Here is a 19,894-nt window from a genome sequence, read left to right on the forward strand (position 1 = left end):
GTTTTTTAAAAATAAAAACCCTTTTTCATCACGAAAAAGGGCAGAGGGTGCGTGTTATCAATATTCAAAAGTCAAAGTCGCACGAATGTTGCGTGGCTCGCCATAAGAGATGAGCTGTGCGTTTGGCGTTGTACCGATAAGATAGTCTTTATCGGTCAAGTTTTTGACCGCCAGACCTAAGCCCCAATTTTTGGCTTCATAACCTGCCTTAACATCAAGCACGGTATAGGCTGGCAAATCCATAAAGCTCGTGCCACGCCATGCCGTCCGCTCGCCTTGGTAGCGGATACCACCGCCCACATACCAGCCCAAACGGTCAGGGCTAAAATGGTACTGCGTGGAGACGGACGCAGAGTGCTTGGGAATTTGACTGATACGCTTGCCAATGTCGGCTGTGGTGGTGCTTTTTGTGATTTTGGCGGTTGGGGTGTGGGTGTATGAACCTGAGATGTTCCATTGGTTGTTTAGAACAAGGGCGGTTTCAAGCTCAATGCCTTTGGTGCGTTGCTCGCCCACCAAGGCTGAGTAGTTTTGGGCTTCGCCTTTGTCATCATAGACCGTCTCGGCAACGTTTTTGCGGGTGATGTCATAAGCGGACACATAGCCTTGCAAGCGTTTGTCAAAGCCTTGGAATTTTACGCCAATTTCACGGTTTTGTCCTGTTTCTGGGTCAAGGGTCTTGCCGTCTGCACCGATGTCGGTATTTTGCAAAAATGACGTGCCAACGCTCACATAAGGGGCAAATTTGCCTTGATAATCATACATGGCGGAGACATTGCCCGTCCAAGCGGTGTCGGAGGCTTTGGTAGTTTTGGCAGTCAAGCCGTCCGCTTGCTCGGTGCTTGCCCAGTCATGGCGAACACCTGCCCCAAAAATCCAGTCGTTGTAGCGGATATTGTCTTTGGCGTACAGTCCTGCGTATTGAGTGCGTGTTAGCCAATCACGGGTTTTACTCACTTTGCCTGTGCCTGTGTAGGTATAATCGGGGGCATTGGCATCAAATTTTTCGTTGGCATTGGCACGGGTAATCACATAACTGCTTTTTTCACGGAGCAGGTCAAGCCCCACCGTCAATTCATGATTGAATGAGCCTGTGTCAAAATACGCCTCCAAGCGGTTATCCATGGTAATCATGGTGTCGTTTTTGTCTTGGGTATTGACTTGACGGGTAATTTGCCCATTTTCATAAAATTTGTTGTAGCCTGTGGCGAGCGTGGGGTTACCGTCCGTGTCGGTTTTGGTATAGGCAAAAATTGATTTTAGCTTGATGTTGTCATTTAAAACATGAGCAAAATCGTAGCCTAAGCGTAAGGTATTTTGTTTGTCAATATTTTGTGGCAAACCAAAAAACGTACTGGACGCATATTTTTCGTGGGCATTACGCACGGTTTTTTCGCCTTTGGCGTTTATGGTATTGTTATGTGGCAAGCCTTGCTGGCGGAGATATTCACGCCATTGATAACTGCCCAAAAGGGTCAAATCGGTCTTATCACCCAAATCAAACGTATAACTTGGGGCAATGTAGTTATCTTTAAAAAAGACGTGGTCGGTTGCATCATCACGGTCAGAAAACCGCCCATTTAGGCGAAACGCTCCTTTTTTACTGTCGTTTGGGGCGTAGTTTAGGTCATAGGCAAATTCTTTGTTGTTAAAACTGCCAACCGTAACTTTACCTTTGGCAAAGGTCTCGCTGTCAGGGCGTTTTGAGGTGATATTAACAATCCCACTTGGCAATGCCATGCCGTAGCCTGTGGTGGTTGTGCCTTTGACCACTTCTATGCTGTCTGCCCCCGCTATGTCCCACGCTCGTAGGTTATTAGATGACATCTGCACCCGCATACCGTCCACATACATTTGGTTAGATGATACCTGCCCACGAATAATAAAGTCGTCCCACCCACGCCGACCCTGCACGCCTGATGACACGCCTGCCACATTTTCCAAAAGCTCGGCAACGGTGCTGGCTTGTTTTTGCTCTACCTGCTGTGGGGTTAGCACGCTCACTGACTGGGCGGTCTCATACAGGGGACTGTCGTCTTTTAAGGAATTGGGCGTGATGGCGACATATTTGCCTGCTTCTTTGGAGATGGTGATGACCTCATGCCCTAGCATGACAGTCGGTTCGCCATCATTTGCCCAAGTGTCAGTCGCCACAAGCACGGCAACGCTTAATAAAGACAAGGGGAATTTACGCATGATATAAAATACCCAATAAAAATGATAATGAGTTATATTATGTATTATATTTTTAAATGGCTGTGTAATACTATTGCAAAAATGATTTATTTTTTTAATTTATTAATTTTGTTTTTTAAATAAAATGCTTTGGATTTTATTTTGACCATATTTAAACATTCATAAACCCATCACAAAATTAAACCAATACCCAACCATTTTTTAAAAATTTTTATACTTTCATTCCAAAGACTATTGTCATCACTGTGTAACTCCTCTATAATAAAAGTCATCATATTGTTACACAAGGAATTCGCCATGACAGCCATCAATGCCAAATTTCCCAAACTCATCGGCATAAGTATGCTAAGTGCTTTATTGTTTGCTTGCGGTGGCGATAAGCCAGCCCAAAACCAAAGCCAAGAGAACAAACCAGCAACCAACACCACCGCCAGCAAATCCATCGCCATCACCGCCATTGTAGAACACCCTGCCTTAGATGAGGTGCGTCAAGGGGCGATTGAGGAGCTTGGTAATGCAGGCTTTAAAGAAGGCGAAAACCTCAAAATCAACTTCCAATCCGCCCAAGGCAATCCTGCAACCGCAGGACAAATCGCCAAACAGTTCGTGGCGGACAACCCTGATGTCATCATCGCCATCGCCACCCCTTCCGCCCAAGCAGTCGTCTCTGCCACAAACAGCATTCCTGTGGTATTCTCTGCCGTAACAGACCCTGTCGAAGCCAAACTGGTACCCAAGCTCGATGGCTCTGGTACAAACGTAACAGGGGCGTCAGACATGTTGCCACTTGAACCACAGATTGAGCTTATCAAAGAGCTCATCCCCAATGTCAAAAACATCGGTTTTGTGTACAGTCCAGGAGAGGTAAACTCAACCGTAACTTTGCGTAACCTAAAGACCATCGCCCAAGCACAAGGTCTCACCATCATTGAGGCTCCTGCCCAAAAAACATCAGACATCGCCATGGCAGCCCAGAGCCTCGTGGGCAAGGTAGAGGTTATCTACACCCCCACCGACAATAACGTCCTTAGTGCTTATGAAGCACTCGCCAAGGTCGCCAAAGAATCCAAAACCCCTCTCATCGGCTCAAATACCGACACTGTCGAACGGGGTGCAATCGCTGCATTGGGTGTCAATTATCATGACTTAGGTGTCCAAACAGGTAAAATCACCGCTCGCATTCTACAGGGCGAAAAAGCAGGCAATATTGCCATTTATCGTGCCAGTGAGCTTGACCTTCATGTCAGCCCAAAAAATGCCAGTGAGCAAGGTGTTAACCTACCTCAAAGCATACTGGACAAAGCCAAAAAAGTCGTTGAATGATTTGTTATGACCACTCCCCCACTATTGGGTGGGGGTTTTGTTGTTTTATACTACATGGCTTAAGTCTATATTAGCCATCTATCATCAAGAGTAAAAAAATATGTCGTTGATTGCCTTTTTAGGGGCGTTAGAAAGTGGACTGATTTATGCCATCATGGCATTGGGCGTACTCATTTCATTTCGCATTTTAGATTTTCCTGATTTGACTGCTGATGGGAGCTTTCCTCTAGGCGGTGCGGTCGCAGCAGTATCCATTGTCGCAGGGTTTAGCCCTTGGGTGGCTTGCCTTTTTGGTATGATGGCAGGCATGATGGCAGGAGTCATAACCGCATGGCTTAACGTCAAGATTGGCATACTGCACCTACTGGCAGGCATCTTGGTTATGACCGCTTTGTATTCGGTAAACTTACGTATCATGAACGCCCCCAACCTCTCCCTACTCGGAGAGCCAACGGTTTTTGCACCGTTTATTAGTGGCGATAATGGCATGTGGGTGCGTGTGTTGATCGCAGGGGCTGTTGTACTTGTGGTAAAACTACTGCTTGACTGGTTTTTTAGCACCGAGACGGGACTTGCCATGCGTGCTACAGGCTCCAACCTAAAAATGGCACAAGCCCAAGGCATTAACACCTCTTTTACCATCATGCTTGGCATGGCGATTAGCAACGGCTTGATTGCTCTATCTGGGGCATTATTTGTGCAGACCCAAGGTGGGGCAGACATATCAGTGGGCATTGGCACCATTGTGGTGGGTTTGGCGGCAGTCATCATCGGTGAGACCGTGCTAAGTGCCAAAAAAATCTTTTTTATCACACTCTCGGTCATTATCGGTGCGGTGCTGTATAAACTCTTTATCCAAATCGCCCTATCTAGCCAAACCTTACGTAGCATTGGTTTTGGACCGCAGGACTTAAATTTGGTAACCGCCCTGCTCGTGGCGATTGCTCTGATTTTACCGAAATTTCGCTCAAAAGCCCTTGCCTCATTTGGCAAAAAAACAGGGGGTGCGTCATGATGACTGCAACTGACTTACGCTTAACCTTTAATGCTGGTACACCCATCGAAAACCCTGCCTTGCGTGGGCTGTCTTTACACATCAACGATGGCGAATTTGTGACCGTCATCGGTACTAATGGAGCAGGCAAATCCACATTTTTAAACACCATCAGTGGTGCCCTACGCCCTGATACTGGCTCCATCATCATCAATGGCACGGATGTTACCAAAAAGCCTACGCACAAACGCAGTCACTGGGTCGCCCGTGTCTTCCAAGACCCGATGGCAGGCACTTGCGAGGCTTTGACCATCGAAGAGAATATGGCTCTCGCCTTTAAGCGTGGGGGTGTCCGTGGACTACTTCCTGCCCTAAACAGCAAAAATCGTGAGCTGTTTCGTGACAAACTTGCCATCTTAAACTTGGGACTTGAAAACCGTCTGACCGACCGCATGGGACTGCTCTCAGGCGGACAACGCCAAGCGGTCAGCCTTTTAATGGCAAGCCTACAACCATCAAAAATCCTACTACTAGACGAACACACCGCCGCCCTTGACCCCAAGACCGCCAGTTTTGTCCTAGAACTCACCGACAAAATCGTGAATGAAGGTCGGCTAACCACACTCATGGTCACGCACTCAATGGCTCAGGCATTAGCCCACGGCACACGCACCGTCATGCTTCATCAAGGGCAAGTGGTGCTTGACGTCTCAGGCGATGAACGCCGTGGTATGAATGTTCAAGACCTGCTAGATATGTTTGAAAAAACTCGTGGCGAGAAAGTGGCGGATGACAGTTTGATATTAGGCTAAGGGTTTTTGTTATAACAAAGGATTTAAAGGTTAAACGGCTTTTAAATCCTTTGTTATTTTTAGAAAAATCAACACACCCCATTTTAAAATCCAAAACAACATCTTTTATCAAAAAAATTCCCCCATCGGACTCAGATGGTGGTAAAATTAACAATTTTTTAATGAAAACAGAGTAAGACCATGAATCAAAACATTGCACGACTTTTGGTAACTTGTGCCGACCAAGCAGGCATTGTCCAAGCGGTATCAGGCTTCTTATATCATCACGGGGCAAACATCATCTCGCTTGACCAACACACGACCGAAGCCTATGGCGGCAAATACTTCATGCGAGTAGAATTTCATGTAGAAAATTTGGCAGACAAAAAACAAACTCTGCTTGATACCTTTGCCAAAAATGTTGCTGACAAATACCAAATGAGCTGGCGGTTGTCTTGTAGTTTTGATGTCAAAAAAGTGGGGATTTTAGTATCCAAAGAAGACCATGCCTTGTTAGAATTACTGTGGCGTTATAGTCGTGGGACATTACCCTGCCAGATTACCAAAGTCGTCTCCAACCACGAAGATTTGCGTGCTGATGTTGAGAGCTTTGGCATTCCTTTTGTGCATATTCCTGTTAGCAAAGACAACAAAGACGAAGCCTACGATAAAATTGATGAAGTCATGCAGGGCAATGATTTACTGGTACTGGCTCGTTATATGCAGATTCTTACGCCAAGTTTTGTTGATAAGTGGGAGAGCAAAGTCATTAACATTCATCACTCATTTTTGCCTGCCTTTGTGGGAGCCAATCCCTACAAACAAGCCTTTGATAAAGGGGTCAAACTCATCGGGGCAACCGCTCACTATGTGACAAGCGAGCTTGATGAAGGCCCTATCATCGAGCAGGGCGTGGAGCGTGTCAGTCATGCCTTTGATGTGGCAGAACTGCGAGAGCTTGGGCGAGACATTGAACGTGAAGTGCTGGCTCGTGCGGTCAAATGGCACTTAGAAGACCGTATTATCTTAGATGGTAATAAAACCGTGGTCTTCGACTGATTTTGATTGATTTTTGTTTTAACAAAAAACCGAACCATTTATCATGGCTCGGTTTTTGTTTGCTTAGCAGTTTTGCTTAGCATTTTTTGAGCAAAGATTAACGAGTGCGTGGGCAAACTTCGTTATCAGCAAAGAAATAAGCAATCTCACGCTCAGCAGATGTGGTGCTATCAGAACCGTGAGCGGCGTTCTCATCAATACTGGTAGCAAAGTCAGCACGGATGGTGCCAGCTGCTGCTTCTTTTGGGTTGGTCGCACCTAGAATGTCACGGTGAGCAAGTACCGCATTTTCGCCTTCTAGTACAGACACAACAACAGGACCTGAGGTCATGAATGCCACTAGGTCAGCAAAAAAACCACGCTCTTTATGCTCAGCATAAAAACCTTCGGCTTCTTCTTTTGATAGATGTTTCATCTTGGTGGCGATGATTTTTAGACCATTTTTTTCAAAGCGAGAGAAAATCTCACCGATGTGGTTGGCACCCACTGCGTCTGGTTTTACAATAGAAAGTGTGCGTTCAATAGCCATGATATTTCCTTAAAATAAATGGATAAATAAGTTCATAATTTTGCCGTTTTGTCGGTCAAAATCTTTTTTATTATAACCAAGTTTTGATAAAAATCCTAGGGGATAACGATAAATTTTAGCAAAAAATAAAGCATGACAAACCCGCCATGCTTTATTTTATCTTTGCTTGCTTTTATCCCTGCATTATTCCACCACTGTCTTTTTGTCTTTGGCTTCAAACATCAAGGTCGCCGCTTCAATGACAAACGCTTCACTCTCAGGCAGTGGGGGGCGTTCGTTTTCTTTCATCAAGCTACGCTCTTCGGCTAGGGCGTCCATACTTGCCTGATACATTGACCAGTCGGTAAATGGGGTCTCGCCTGTGGCTTGACGACGGGCGTTTTCGGCAGCCAAGGTTTTTTGCTCAATAAGGTCACGCTTGGCACGGCGTTTGTCAATGTCCACATCGGCAGGTTTTTTGTCATCATCCATGGCACGAATGTCATTGAGTGCTGTCAAATATTTAAACTGTGGATTGCTCTCTTGGCGTGCCTTTGATGATGCGATGAGTGATGCCATCAAATCCTTGGCGTATTTGCCATGTGCCATGAATGGCGTGGTTTTGATGGTGTCCCACGCTAAGGGGTTTTTATACTCACGCTCACCAAACTCAACCCCTTCATAGATGTTCACCAGTGGCACATCAGGCACCACGCCCTTGTTTTGAGTGCTACCGCCTGTGATACGATAAAATTTACGCTGTGTGAGCGTCATTGACCCAAGTGCCAAATCATCACGCTGTACCTGTGCCGAGCCTTTGCCTGTGGTTGTACTGCCCACCACCAGTCCACGCCCATAGTCTTGAATCGCCGCCGAGAAAATCTCTGACGCGGATGCCGAGCCTAGATTGATAAGCACCGCCATCTCGCCTGCATAGAGCTGTTTACCGCCATCTTTATCAGCAAATACCTGCACGTTGCCTTTATTGTCACGGATTTGCACCAAAGGACCTTCTTTGATAAATAGCCCCAGCATTTTGGCAACTTCATCTAACGAACCACCAGGGTTATTGCGTAAATCCACCACCATACCATCAATGTTCTGCTCATTTAACGCCTTGATGGCTTTTTCGGTGTCAAGGCTGACCGAACGGTACTCATCCGCCCCTGCTCCACTACGACGTGCGGCAAAGTTAAGGTAAAAACTAGGAATTTCTAACACGCCCACACGCTTGATGCCACCATCATAAGGCACTTCAATCACACGATGATGCACCCCTGACTCTTCTTGTTTGATGACGTCACGCACGATGGTGACCGTACGAGCCGAACTGTCGGGCGTGTTGGGCTGTTTGACACGAATGGTAACAGACGTGCCTTTTGCCCCCCGAATGAGTGCCACTATCTCGCGGGTGCTAAATCCGACCGTATCCACCATGCTCTCGCCATCTTGGGCAACCCCCAAAATCAGGTCATTGGCTTGGATTTGCCCTGTTTTTTGGGCAGGACCACCGTCCACTAGGCTCACGATACGGATATAATCAGGGTTCTTGCGGTCAGGACGAATGGATACGCCAATGCCTTCTAATTGCAAATTTGACTGGATTTGCATTTCATTGGCTTGGACAGGAGCAAAATAGTTGCTGTGCGGGTCATAAGTCAAGGTCGCCGCATTTAAAATCGTTTCCATGATTTCATCATTTTTTAAGCGGGCAAGCTGTTCTTGCTGACGATTTAAGCGGTTTAGTAAAATCTCGGTGGGCGTACGCTCATCGCCACGCACCAAATCCTGTCCCCGAGCCAGCTCAGGATTATCCAAAAATGCCTTATCCTTTGCCTTGTCATCTTCTTGGCCAAGCGTCAGCCCGATGAGTGCATAGGTGGTCTGCGTTTGCCAAAACTCTCGCTGCTCATCAGCACTCTTAAAGCGTGGGGCTTCTTCACGGTCTAGCACGATGGTTTTGTCGGTGTTTAGATTGACATCGGTTTTTAAAAACTCTTTGGCAAAATCATAATACTCATTGGAGCGTGTGCGATAACGCTCAAACACTTCAATCCCTGCCGACAAGTCGCCACGTTTTAGGCGTTCGGCAAAATTATCGGCATATTTGGCATTTAACTCATTGATGTCCGACTGTAAAAACAGCGTGCGTGATGGGTCAAGCTGGTCATAGTACATGGTCAAGATTTTTGCCCCCATTTCCTGATTTAGGGGCTGGTCTAGATAATGGGCTTTGTCCAACAATAATGACACTTGACGGGCGGTGACTTTTTGTTCGGCAGTCGGCTCAAACCCGACTTTGTCCTGTGCCATCGCCACGCCCACATAACTTTGGGCAAACAAACCGCCTGCGATGACTGTTGCTACCCCTGATAAAAAAAGTTGTTTTTTTGACATCATAGTACTTCCAAACTCGGTTGTCACAACTGACAAATTAAAAATGACTTATCATAACATATCTTTCTTTCATCCACCTAAATTTGTGATGAATTTTAGTAAAATTTGTGCAGTTTATGGCATAATAAGCCTTTTAAATTCTTATGGGATAATTTATGGCAACTGGTATCATCATGGCGGACGTGGACGGTTTGGTTTTGACCGATGATGACAAGGCGTTTTTGGCAAATGATGCCTTAGGCGGGGTGATTTTATTTAAACGCAATGTACAAGACCCCGCCCAAGTGCGAGCCTTGACCGACAGCATGCGAGCGGTCAATCCACGCCTTATCATCAGTGCTGACCAAGAAGGCGGACGGGTGGCACGATTTAGGGACGGTTTTACGCCTTTGCCTGCGATGGGGCGATTGGGGGAGATTTATGATGATAACCCCGAGCTTGCCCTATCGCTTGCCTATGATACAGGGTATCTGATGGCGTGTGAAGTGCTTGCCGTGGGTGTGGACATTAGCTTTGCCCCTGTACTGGACATCAATGGGTGTAGCCTTGTCATTGGCGACCGTGCCTTTCATGCCAACCCACAAGTCGTTACCGCCCTATCATCACGCTTTATAGATGGCATGAATGATGCAGGCATGAAAGCCACAGGCAAGCATTTTCCGGGTCATGGCTCTATCGCCCCTGACTCGCACGTATCCGATGCGGTGGATAACCGCTCGCTTGATGAGATTTGGGGGTGTGATTTAATCAGCTTTAAAAATAACTTAACCAAATTATCTGCCCTGATGCCTGCCCATGTCATTTTTAGTCAAATTGATGACAAGCCAGCAGGTTTTTCAAAAGTGTGGTTACAGGAGATTTTACGGGATAAAATGGGTTATGATGGCGTGTTGTTCTCGGACGATTTGTCCATGAAAGCCGCCCATGTCGCAGGGGACGTCACCGCTCGGGTCAAATCCGCCATAGACGCAGGGTGCGACATGGCACTCGTTTGCAATAGCCGTGATGATGCTGTGCGTGCGGTGGAGTTTGCCAAAACCATGCCTGACGTGCCAAACCGCTTTGGCAAGATGAAAAGCACCATTCCAAACTGGCAAGGCGATTTATCTACGACTTGTCAAGCATTTGCCCATTATAATACCGCAAGAGATAATGTGCTTGGGGAATTTTTTAATGATGTTAGCAGACAAGATGAGAGGGACCCGACGAATTACATCTAACACAAACCAGAGCATTGAAAATAGTTTGTTTTAATTGGGGCGTGCTTACCATTGATAACATTCTTATAAAATAATAAGATGAAAACTTGAGAGTTTCAATCAATTTTTGCATGAAAGACGAACGATTTTTCTCATTTTTCATTGCAAATACAAAAGGCAGGCACGTCCCAACAACGCTAAAATATTGATAAACAGCCCTAAATCATCTGTAAAATCTTAGCCAATTTCTGTCTTGGTTCATCAGCTTGGGTAATAGAACGCCCAATCACCAAATAATCCGAACCATTATCCAAGGCTTCTTTGGGCGTGCAAATGCGTTTTTGGTCGTCCTTATCATCATCAGGCAGGCGAATACCGGGGGTAATGAGTTTGAACGCCTGCCCGAACGTAGATTTTAAAAGCGACGCTTCTTTGGCAGAGCAGACCACCCCATCAAGCCCCGCACGATGAGTCAAACCCGCCAGTCGCATGACATGCTCATCTAGCGTGCCTTGCACCCCAAGCTCACCGAGTACATCTTGTGTCATTGATGTTAGTACCGTCACTGCGATGAGCAGGGTATCATAACCACCGTCATTTAGGCGTGCCTTACACAGTGCCATCGCATCGGAGCCGATGGATGCATGCACATTCACCATCCACACACCCATGTCAGCCGCCGCCAAGACCGCCTGAGCTGTGGTATTGGGAATATCATGGAATTTTAAATCCAAAAAAACTTGAAATCCACGCTCATGAAACGCATCCACCACCTCTCTACCACAAGCAGTAAACAGCTCTTTGCCCACCTTTAAACGACATAGACTCGGATCTAAGCTGTCCGCAAGTGCCAAAGCTGATGGTAAATCATGCTTGTCCACCGCAACGATGATGGGAGATGTGATTGGGGTATGTGTATTTATTTGCATGGTTATTCGTCTTAAAAGCAAGGATTATAAAGGACGAGTATCGGACAAGGGGCGAGTGTCGGATTCTATGGTTGTGACGGTCTGCTCAGGGACGGTAACTTTGGTTTCGTCCGCCAAGATATGCGACTGACGAGAATGCTCAATCACGACATTTGCTTCGTCTAATTTGGCTTGCAAATCTGCCTTTTCTTTACGCAAACGGCGGATTTCTAATTTGTTTTGTAGCACCCTAAATAGTAGCACCGACAACAAGATACCAATGAATACACCCAAAGCAATGGTTAGGACAAGCAATAACCCCAAATTCGTGGTTGGCACCTGTGAGAACAGCAGATTGACCGCAATCTCGCTGTTATTGGCAAGTACCAAGGCAATGGCATAGCCAAAAAACAACACCAATAAAATAATGATAAATAAAGACATAAGATACCTTATCTGTTATGAATATCTACAAGCTCACGCAACGCTTTGCCTGGTTTGAAGTGTGGCACAGCTTTGGCTTCGACATCCACATATTCGCCCGTTCTGGGGTTGCGAGCTCTGCGGGCATCGCGATGATGTAAACAAAAACTGCCAAAACCTCGAACTTCTACTCGCTCGTCTTTGGCAATGCTATATGTCATCATATCCAAAATCTCACGCACCGCTTCATCAACTGCCATCTCTTCTAAGTTATCACATTTAGATGCCACATTTGCAATCAAATCTGACTTTTTCATCACATCTTCGCTGTTATGGCTAGACTTGTTCTCTTGCTTGATTTCTTGCATTTTTTCACCTTTTGAACCACACCTTACTCAAATTCACAACAAAATTACCAATGAGTAAGGTTCAAGTTAAAGTGTCATCATACCGCAATTTTGCCAAAAATAAAATCAATTTTTTGTTAATTTCAAATATTTAATCCAAAAAAAAGACCTTGAATTACTTCAAGGTCTTCTGATAAATCAGCGATTAACCTTTTAGTTGGTCGGCAAAGATGTCGCCCAAAGTTTTTGGCTGATTTTCAGTGGCTGCATTTGACAGCTCTTTTAGTGCTTGACGCTCATCAGCTTCGTCTTTGGCTTTAATAGACAAAGTGATGTTGCGAGCTTTGCGGTCGGCACGAACGATTTTAGCTTCCACTTCATCGCCCACGTTTAGCACTTTTGATGCATCTTCGGTACGCTCACGTGCGATGTCGGCAGCGGCTAGGTAGCCTTCTACGTCATCCGCTAGAGTAATAACTGCACCTTTAGCATCTACTTCTTTGACTGTACCTTTAACGATGGCACCACGCTCATTGGCAGATAGGTATTCGTTAAATGTGTCAGAGTTAAGCTGTTTGATACCTAGGCTGATACGGTTACCTTCGGCATCTACTTGTAGCACTTGAGCTTCTACGGTGTCGCCTTTGGTGTAGCTACGGATGGCTTCTTCACCAGACTCATTCCAAGAAATGTCAGACAAGTGAACCAAACCATCAATACCACCTTCCAAACCAATGAACAGACCGAAGTCAGTGATTGATTTGATGGTACCAGTGATTTTGTCGCCTTTTGAGTATTTCTTATCAAACTCTTCCCATGGGTTTGGCATGGTTTGCTTGATACCTAGGCTGATGCGACGACGCTCACCATCGATTTCAAGAACCATCACATTCACCTCATCGCCCACTTGGACAACTTTTGATGGGTGAATGTTTTTGTTGGTGTGGTCCATTTCAGAAACGTGTACCAAACCTTCAATACCTTCGGCAATCTCAGCAAAACAGCCATAATCAGTTAGGTTGGTTACACGAGCTTTGGTGATGGTGCCAACTGGGTAAGTTTGTTCAACTTCGCCCCATGGGTCAGACCCAAGCTGTTTTAGACCTAGGCTAACACGGTTACGCTCACGGTCAAACTTCAATACTTTAACTTTAAGCTCTTGACCCACTTCTACCGCTTCTGATGGGTGCTTGATACGCTTCCACGCCATGTCAGTGATGTGTAGCAGACCGTCAATACCACCTAGGTCAACGAACGCACCATAATCAGTTAGGTTCTTAACAATACCTTGAACTTCCATGCCTTCTTCTAGTTTGGCAAGCAGTTCGTCACGCTCAGCACTATTTTCAGCTTCCATAACGGCACGGCGAGATACCACGATGTTGTTACGAACTTTGTCAATCTTGATGACTTTAAATTCTAGTTCTTTGCCTTCAAGATGAGTGGTCTCACGGATAGGACGTACATCAACCAAAGAACCTGGTAGGAACGCACGCACAGAACCAATCTCAACCGTAAAGCCACCTTTGACCTTAGATGAAATAAGACCAGTAACAATTTCGTCATTCTCATGAAGTTGTTCAAGTGCACGCCAGCTTTCTTCACGTTTTGCTTTTTCACGAGAAAGCACTGTTTGACCCATGCCGTTATCAACTTTTTCGATAACCACGTCCACAGTGTCGCCAACAGCAACTTCAAGCTCGCCCGCTTCGTTTAGAAACTCGCCACGCTCGATGATGCCTTCTGATTTTAGACCTGTGTCCACGGTAATCCAGTCGTCGTCAATCGCAACAACTTGACCTTGGATAACTGCACCAATTTCAACTTTTACTTCGTTTGCATTGCTTTGTTCAAACAGTTCAGCAAATGATACCATTATGTATACCTTAAAAATAGCCGTAGCCTGTCCAGTCAGTACGGTTCAGATGATTGCCAGTCGTTTGCGATACTGGTTTTGGCAAATGATAGGCAAATAAAAAATAAAACGGCAATATTATAGCAAAGTTTTTGGATAAATGCACATCTTTTTTGATGATTTATAATTTGCCCTGTGCAAACGTCAAAATCTCATCAAACACCACATCTGCCGATTTGTCCGAACTGTCAATCACAAGAGCATCCACAGCAGGGCGACTTGGGGCAACGGCACGGTTCTCGTCTCGCTCGTCTCGGGCGATGATGTCCGCCAAAATCGCTTCATAATCCGCCACTTTGCCTGCCGTTTGTAGTTGTAGCACCCGTCTGTCGGCACGAGCCTTGGCACTTGCGGTCAAAAATACCTTAACAGGGGCGTCAGGGAAAATCACCGTTCCCATGTCTCGCCCGTCCGCCACAAGCCCCACTCTGTCTTTTGCCATGTTTTTTTGCAGGTCAAACAAAGCCGTCCGCACGCTTGGCAACACAGCGACACGGGACGCATATCCGCCCACGATTTCATTGCGAATATCGTCCGTTAAGGGGGTATTATCCACTAGGATTTCCACTGTTTTTGTGGCGGTATTGGGACGAAAAGATAGGTTTAAAGATTGGGTTAATTTGGCAACTTTTTGCTCATCAATGTCGGCACCATTAAGCAAGCCGTTTTTAAATGCCATTAGCCCAACAATGCGATACAACGCACCGCTATCTAACAGCTCAAAACCAAAATGCTCGGCAAGACGATATGCCACCGTGCCTTTACCTGCACCCGAAGGCCCGTCAATGGTAATAATGGGGTGTGTCATGTGTGTACTCGTTCAATTTTGGCGTATTTTAACATAAAATGGGGATAAAAGTGGTTTGTGTTATGATGAAATTTTGGACTTATCGTTAAGCCATTGTTGCAAAATTTTGATGATGATTTCTTTGTTTTTGGCGGATTTGATAAAGGTGGGTAATTTTGCTGCCATGGTCATTTTTACACCACCCCCTGCCCGTTCACGCAACTCTGCCGAGACAAACGCCAACATTTCTTGGGCGTGGGCTTGATTGTATGCCCAAAATAAATGACCTTTGACATTGGTTTGATAATATAATGGCAAACCAAAAACATAATCACATTTCAATCCATTTGCTTTGTTTAATTTTTTTGGTATTGTTAATTGAGTATACTTTTCTAGAAAGCCGTTCGTGGTGAGCTTGTCGAACCATAACGGTTTTCCTAGACTTCGACAAGCTCAGTCCGAACGGAAAACCTTAAAATCTATCTTTATTTAACAATACCATTTTTTTAAATAGCGTTGATATTTTGGCTTGGTTTTTAAGGAATGATGACATTGTTTGCATTTTATTTTGACCAAGTTTGGCACTTGCCTTGATTCATCTTGGCAATGATAAATTTTATTGGCACAATTTGGGCAATTTAAAGAAACTTCTATTTGATAATAAGTAATATCTTCTAATTGTTTGCAAAAATCACAATGATGACAACACACTTCTATTAAATCATCATCATACCTCCAATAATAACGACCATAATTAACCATCGCTTCTTTTTGGCATTTTGGGCAAAGAACGCTGATATGGGTTGCTTTTTGCCAATCCCATAAGTCTTGATAGCGTGTCGGTGTTTTATGTTTTGTCATCATTTATTAAAATTGCAATAAAAATAGTAAATTAGCCTTTATTTTTGTTAACCAGTCGCCTTTCTTTAAAAAACCCCTGCAATATCACTTTGGACTGCTCGGCAAATAATCCGCCTTCCATGGTTAGATAATGGTTAAAATAGCGTTTTTCGGCAAAGTTTTCTTGGCTGATAATAACCCCAGACTTTGGCTCATTTGCTCCAAATACGACACGATTAAGGCGTGAATGCACAATCGCCCCCAAACACATGGTACAAGGTTCAAGCGTTACATACAAAGTCGCCCCCATCAAACGATAATTATCCAAACTTTCACACGCCTGACGAATGGCGACCATTTCGGCGTGGGCGGTAGCGTTTTTTTGGCTGATGGGGCAATTAAAGCCTTGCCCGATGATTTGATTGTCAAAGACAATGACCGCTCCGACAGGAACTTCACCAAGTTCCGCCCCTTGTTTTGCCAACTCTAAGGCGATTTGCATAAAATGCTTGTCGTCATTATCAAAATCATCATCGGATTTTAATAAAATTTGACTGGCGGATTTTAGGAAGTTGTTTTTTTGTAAATTAGACATCATTATTTTAATACTTTGTTATTTAAATGAAATATAAGAGATTATTTAAACATCTTTTAATATGCCGATAACTAAAAATCAGCAATAACCATTAACCAATAACAAATAAATTGCTTCTTTTGTTTTAATTGCTATTGACACATCACGCCCAAAATTTTCAAAATACCCCATAAAAATATGCCCAGAATCTTTGGCTTGCTTTGTTGTATATAAAAAATCAGGCTTTATCCAAAATACTTGCCATTCTTGTTCATTAAGTCTGCCAAACCATTCATTGACGATTTTATTGGCGGTTGATTGTGCTAATGGTCTTTTGATTTTATAAATTTGACCACCACATAACAAATCCATCAAATGTTCTTTAAAAGTGTTTTTGCTAATTTCTTGATATTCCAAAGATTGTTTGCCATTCCACAATTTTGACACCATTGGTACAAATACAGCACAATCTCCATTTATTGCAATATTAGAATAATTGGGAAATTGATTTTCCAAATCTTGTAAAATAAATTCATGCTGAAAAGTCCCTGCCTGTAAATTTCTTAACAATATTTCACTCACATCATTAGTATCTATTGGCACACAAAAAGTCAGTAGCATTGCTTGGGCGTTAGCAGTTTGACTTAAAGCATTTAACAACTTTCTGGCATCATATCCAATATCCATGATTTACCCATTCAAAAACCATCACTTCGCCCATTTTACCACAAAACCTCCCATATCACGCCACCAAAAATACCATAATGCCAAAAAATAAACCTTATGTTGATTTTTAAGTTCTTTAAAATGATTGGTATTGTTAATTGAGTATACTTTTCTAGAAAGCCGTTCGTGGTGAGCTTGTCGAACCATAACGGTTTTCCTAGACTTCGACAAGCTCAGTCCGAACGGAAAACCTTAAAATCTATCTTTATTTAACAATACCAAATGATTAAATCGGCAATGCCCAATCAATCGGCGTTTTGCCAAATTTCATCAAATAAGCATTCGTCTGCGAAAACGGACGACTACCAAAAAATCCGCCACGGTTTGCCGACAATGGCGATGGATGGTTGGCAGTCAAAATCAGATGGCGACTGGTATCAATGAACCGCCCTTTTTTCTTGGCATAACTGCCCCACAAAATAAAAACCGTCTGGTCGGTTTGTTTGTTGATGACATCAATCACTGCGTCAGTAAACTCCTCCCAACCCCGATTTTGATGACTGCCTGCCTGCCCATTTTCTACGGTCAAAGTCGCATTCAGCAGTAGCACGCCTTGACTCGCCCAATGCGTCAAATCGCCATGTGGACAAACAGGCACACCCAAATCGGTACTCAATTCTTTTAATATATTTTGCAAACTTGGTGGCTTGGGAATGATTTTTGGCACACTAAACGACAGTCCCATGGCTTGCCCTGCCCCATGATAGGGGTCTTGCCCGAGTATCACAACTTTGACGGCTGATAAGGGCGTGGTATTTAGGGCGTTAAAAATTTGTGATTTTGGTGGATAAATGGTTTTGCCTTGGGCGTATTCGTTTTGCAAAAAAGCACGCAAATTATCCATAACGGGCGATAATAATATGTCCGCTAAGGCAAATTTCCAATCATCGGGTAATTGTACTTTGTTTAAGGCGGTTAATTGGTCTTGGGTAAGATTGGTATTCATGTTTTTTATGTTGATAAATTAAAATGGGTATTGATAATTTATTTGGCATTGTTAAACTAAAATACATAATTCAAAGTTCCATTCCACTTAGCAAACAGTAAGTTCAAAGTGTTTTCTATCATTTTCTCGGATTTAGAATAACATTTTGATTTTCTTCTAAATCTTGCTGTGAAATGCCTAATGAGACTATTATAGCCCTCTATGGTAAAAGTTTGAGCTTTGCTTGTCATATGTTTTGATTTTGGAATGACTTCAAGGTAAGATTTCCAGTAGTCACTACAAAACAGTTGAATGTTATGGATATTCAATTGATTGTAAAGCTGTTTAAAGGTGTTGGTGTCTCGTCTGCCACAAACAAAACCTAAGATTTGTTTTGTTGTTCTGTCAATGGCAACCCAAGTCCAGCAAGCGTTTTTTTATGCTTGGTGTAGCTATGAATCTCATCAAGCTCAACGATATCTATCGCTTGATTGCTATCTTGTTTAATTTGATGTTGTTCACCAAGTTTTTTAACCCATTGATAGACTGTGCCATAACTAATACCTAATATGCGACCAATTGAGCGAAAGCCCAAACCTTCTAGATACATATTGATTGCCATTTGCTTGGTTTCTTCGCTTTTATGATGCGTTGGTTTATGTACCGAAAAGTAATGATTGCAACCTTTGCACTTATAGCGTTGTCTGCCATTGTTAAAACCTGCTTTGACAAAGTGTTTGTGCTTACATTTAGGACAACTATCAAATGTTTCGTTCATTGGTTTTTACTCTATATGGTAAAGTATTGAGCTATTTTAACTTATGTATTTGTTTTTAACAATACCATTTATTTTTTGAAAATAAAAATTTAAAAAACTGTATTGGTTTGATTAAATTTTTAATTAAAGGCGAATATGATTCGCCCCTACACTTTAATAAAATATCAAGAATTATTTTTTGGTTTTATCCAATTGCGAAGGCTTGGCTTTTACCGTTAATGTCTTGGTCATTTTATCATGCCAGCCTTGTTTTTTATCATTGCCTTTTGCCATGATATAATTCGCCCCAAGCATTATCATCGCAGGTAGTCCTGACATAATACTCGCCCCAATTGCATACACCACAATCAAAAACAACGTCCGCATAAATACAAGCGTGCCAAAACTGGGTAATTTGCCTGTTTTTTCGTCCACGACACGAATACCCATCACCAGTTTGCCAAACGATTGCCCACGCATGATGACAAGCAGTAGCTGAATGCCAAGCAACGCCAAAAACATAAGATTACTTATCATGACCGTGGTCTTTGACACTTTATCCACCAAACTTTGACTATACGCTTGCAAGGCTTGATAATCTTGGGCGTGGCGTGCTATCTCATTGACATCCACCACCTGCATGAACGCCATGATGAGTGGCAACAGTGCCAAGATATACAGTGCCACATTAATAGCAAATGCCGAAAAGCGAGCCAAAATACTGGCATACTCTATCGTGCCATCATCTTTTGGCACGCTTGCCACACGCTCTTTCGGACGGGCGTTTGACTCAGTTCGTTTTGGCTCGTTATTCTGACTGGCGTTGGGGTCTTGTATGGGTTTACGCCCATAGAGTTCGGCAACCGATACCCGCTTTTGCTCGGGCTTGTCTTTGACAAAATCGACATTATCACCAAAGCCCCGCTGTTCGGGCTTGGCAGTGGGGGGTGTTGGGCTGGGCGGTGTTTGCACAGGCGGCTGATAAGTATAGACCCCGCCTGTCATTTGCCCGACCGTCTGCCAGTCACTCATGCCCGTGTGCCACATGAGGTCAGTCAAGGCAACTTCGCCCGATAGGAGCATGCGGTTTAGTTCATCTAAGCTGTAAGGCCCTGCTTGGACGTTGTTTCGTGCTAGGTAGATTTTCATATTGCCATATCAAGGTTAAAATTTGGCTTATTTTACCACTTTTAGCCCCCCATTAGCCACAAAAAACCATGAAATT

General features: G+C 44.0%; 21 protein-coding genes. 5 read left to right on the forward strand and 16 right to left on the reverse strand.

Going from position 1 to position 19,894, the window contains the following annotated elements; translation table 11 throughout:
- Nucleotides 1–57: 57 nt before the first annotated feature.
- Complete coding sequence (locus tag DX073_RS02335) at nt 58–2,196, reverse strand: TonB-dependent siderophore receptor (protein ID WP_115005156.1); 2,139 nt, start codon at nt 2,194–2,196, stop codon at nt 58–60.
- A gap of 297 nt (nt 2,197–2,493) precedes the next feature.
- Here DX073_RS02335 and DX073_RS02340 point away from each other — a divergent pair, with 297 nt between their 5' ends.
- The 4 genes from DX073_RS02340 (at nt 2,494) to purU (ending at nt 6,363) form a co-directional block, all read left to right on the forward strand.
- On the forward strand, nt 2,494–3,519 hold the full coding sequence (locus tag DX073_RS02340; protein ID WP_115005158.1) for an ABC transporter substrate-binding protein: 1,026 nt from the start codon (nt 2,494–2,496) through the stop codon (nt 3,517–3,519).
- 100 nt (nt 3,520–3,619) lie between these two features.
- A complete protein-coding gene (locus DX073_RS02345) occupies nt 3,620–4,534 on the forward strand; it encodes an ABC transporter permease (RefSeq protein ID WP_115005160.1) in 915 nt (304 codons plus the stop codon).
- A complete protein-coding gene (locus DX073_RS02350) occupies nt 4,531–5,325 on the forward strand; it encodes an ABC transporter ATP-binding protein (RefSeq protein WP_115005162.1) in 795 nt (264 codons plus the stop codon). The genes DX073_RS02345 and DX073_RS02350 overlap by 4 nt, the downstream gene beginning before the upstream one ends.
- 180 nt (nt 5,326–5,505) lie before the next feature.
- A complete protein-coding gene (purU, locus tag DX073_RS02355) occupies nt 5,506–6,363 on the forward strand; it encodes a formyltetrahydrofolate deformylase (RefSeq protein WP_115005164.1) in 858 nt (285 codons plus the stop codon).
- A gap of 97 nt (nt 6,364–6,460) precedes the next feature.
- Here purU and ndk read toward each other — a convergent pair whose 3' ends face one another.
- The gene (gene ndk / locus DX073_RS02360) at nt 6,461–6,892 is read right to left on the reverse strand and encodes a nucleoside-diphosphate kinase (RefSeq protein WP_079326667.1); all 432 of its coding nucleotides are present in this window, start codon (nt 6,890–6,892) and stop codon (nt 6,461–6,463) included.
- 183 nt (nt 6,893–7,075) lie between these two features.
- On the reverse strand, nt 7,076–9,268 hold the full coding sequence (locus tag DX073_RS02365; protein WP_115006337.1) for a carboxy terminal-processing peptidase: 2,193 nt from the start codon (nt 9,266–9,268) through the stop codon (nt 7,076–7,078).
- A 155-nt stretch (nt 9,269–9,423) separates the two neighbouring features.
- On the opposite strand from DX073_RS02365, the gene nagZ reads away from it, so the two are divergent.
- Nucleotides 9,424–10,488, forward strand: a complete 1,065-nt coding sequence (gene nagZ / locus DX073_RS02370) for a beta-N-acetylhexosaminidase (RefSeq protein WP_115005166.1) — start codon at nt 9,424–9,426, stop codon at nt 10,486–10,488.
- A 197-nt stretch (nt 10,489–10,685) separates the two neighbouring features.
- Here the strand turns inward: nagZ and pyrF are convergent, their stop codons facing one another.
- From pyrF to DX073_RS02430, 13 genes are all read right to left on the reverse strand, one after another.
- Entirely contained in the window at nt 10,686–11,396 is a 711-nt protein-coding gene (gene pyrF, locus DX073_RS02375) for an orotidine-5'-phosphate decarboxylase (protein WP_115005168.1), read from the reverse strand.
- Nucleotides 11,397–11,420: 24 nt separating this feature from the next.
- Nucleotides 11,421–11,819, reverse strand: coding sequence for a lipopolysaccharide assembly protein LapA domain-containing protein (locus DX073_RS02380; RefSeq protein ID WP_115005170.1), 399 nt, complete (start codon nt 11,817–11,819; stop codon nt 11,421–11,423).
- Nucleotides 11,820–11,827: 8 nt separating this feature from the next.
- Nucleotides 11,828–12,166: an integration host factor subunit beta gene (locus DX073_RS02385; RefSeq protein ID WP_167346510.1), complete on the reverse strand. Its 339-nt coding sequence runs from the start codon at nt 12,164–12,166 to the stop codon at nt 11,828–11,830.
- Nucleotides 12,167–12,350: 184 nt separating this feature from the next.
- On the reverse strand, nt 12,351–14,024 hold the full coding sequence (rpsA, locus tag DX073_RS02390) for a 30S ribosomal protein S1 (RefSeq protein WP_115005172.1): 1,674 nt from the start codon (nt 14,022–14,024) through the stop codon (nt 12,351–12,353).
- Nucleotides 14,025–14,181: 157 nt separating this feature from the next.
- Nucleotides 14,182–14,868: a (d)CMP kinase gene (gene cmk / locus DX073_RS02395; RefSeq protein WP_115005174.1), complete on the reverse strand. Its 687-nt coding sequence runs from the start codon at nt 14,866–14,868 to the stop codon at nt 14,182–14,184.
- Between the two features lie 60 nt (nt 14,869–14,928).
- A complete protein-coding gene (locus DX073_RS02400) occupies nt 14,929–15,189 on the reverse strand; it encodes a hypothetical protein (RefSeq protein ID WP_115005176.1) in 261 nt (86 codons plus the stop codon).
- Nucleotides 15,190–15,336: 147 nt separating this feature from the next.
- Complete coding sequence (locus tag DX073_RS14210) at nt 15,337–15,711, reverse strand: hypothetical protein (protein ID WP_115005178.1); 375 nt, start codon at nt 15,709–15,711, stop codon at nt 15,337–15,339.
- Nucleotides 15,712–15,739: 28 nt separating this feature from the next.
- On the reverse strand, nt 15,740–16,282 hold the full coding sequence (gene tadA / locus DX073_RS02410) for a tRNA adenosine(34) deaminase TadA (RefSeq protein ID WP_115006339.1): 543 nt from the start codon (nt 16,280–16,282) through the stop codon (nt 15,740–15,742).
- A gap of 78 nt (nt 16,283–16,360) precedes the next feature.
- Nucleotides 16,361–16,948: a hypothetical protein gene (locus DX073_RS02415; RefSeq protein ID WP_115005180.1), complete on the reverse strand. Its 588-nt coding sequence runs from the start codon at nt 16,946–16,948 to the stop codon at nt 16,361–16,363.
- A gap of 21 nt (nt 16,949–16,969) precedes the next feature.
- Entirely contained in the window at nt 16,970–17,134 is a 165-nt protein-coding gene (locus DX073_RS14215) for a hypothetical protein (protein WP_181814350.1), read from the reverse strand.
- 79 nt (nt 17,135–17,213) lie between these two features.
- A complete protein-coding gene (gene ung, locus DX073_RS02420) occupies nt 17,214–17,933 on the reverse strand; it encodes a uracil-DNA glycosylase (protein WP_115005182.1) in 720 nt (239 codons plus the stop codon).
- Nucleotides 17,934–17,989: 56 nt separating this feature from the next.
- Nucleotides 17,990–18,690 (reverse strand): IS1 family transposase gene (locus tag DX073_RS02425; protein WP_228707437.1). Its coding sequence is split into 2 segments (ribosomal slippage): nt 17,990–18,342 and nt 18,342–18,690, totalling 702 coding nucleotides; the frame shifts between segments, so codons are not numbered across the junction.
- A 171-nt stretch (nt 18,691–18,861) separates the two neighbouring features.
- Nucleotides 18,862–19,818 (reverse strand): RDD family protein, encoded by a 957-nt coding sequence (locus DX073_RS02430; protein ID WP_115005184.1) that lies wholly within the window; start codon nt 19,816–19,818, stop codon nt 18,862–18,864.
- Nucleotides 19,819–19,894 lie beyond the last annotated feature (76 nt).

The organism is Moraxella lacunata (assembly GCF_900453205.1).
GTDB lineage: Bacteria > Pseudomonadota > Gammaproteobacteria > Pseudomonadales > Moraxellaceae > Moraxella > Moraxella lacunata_B.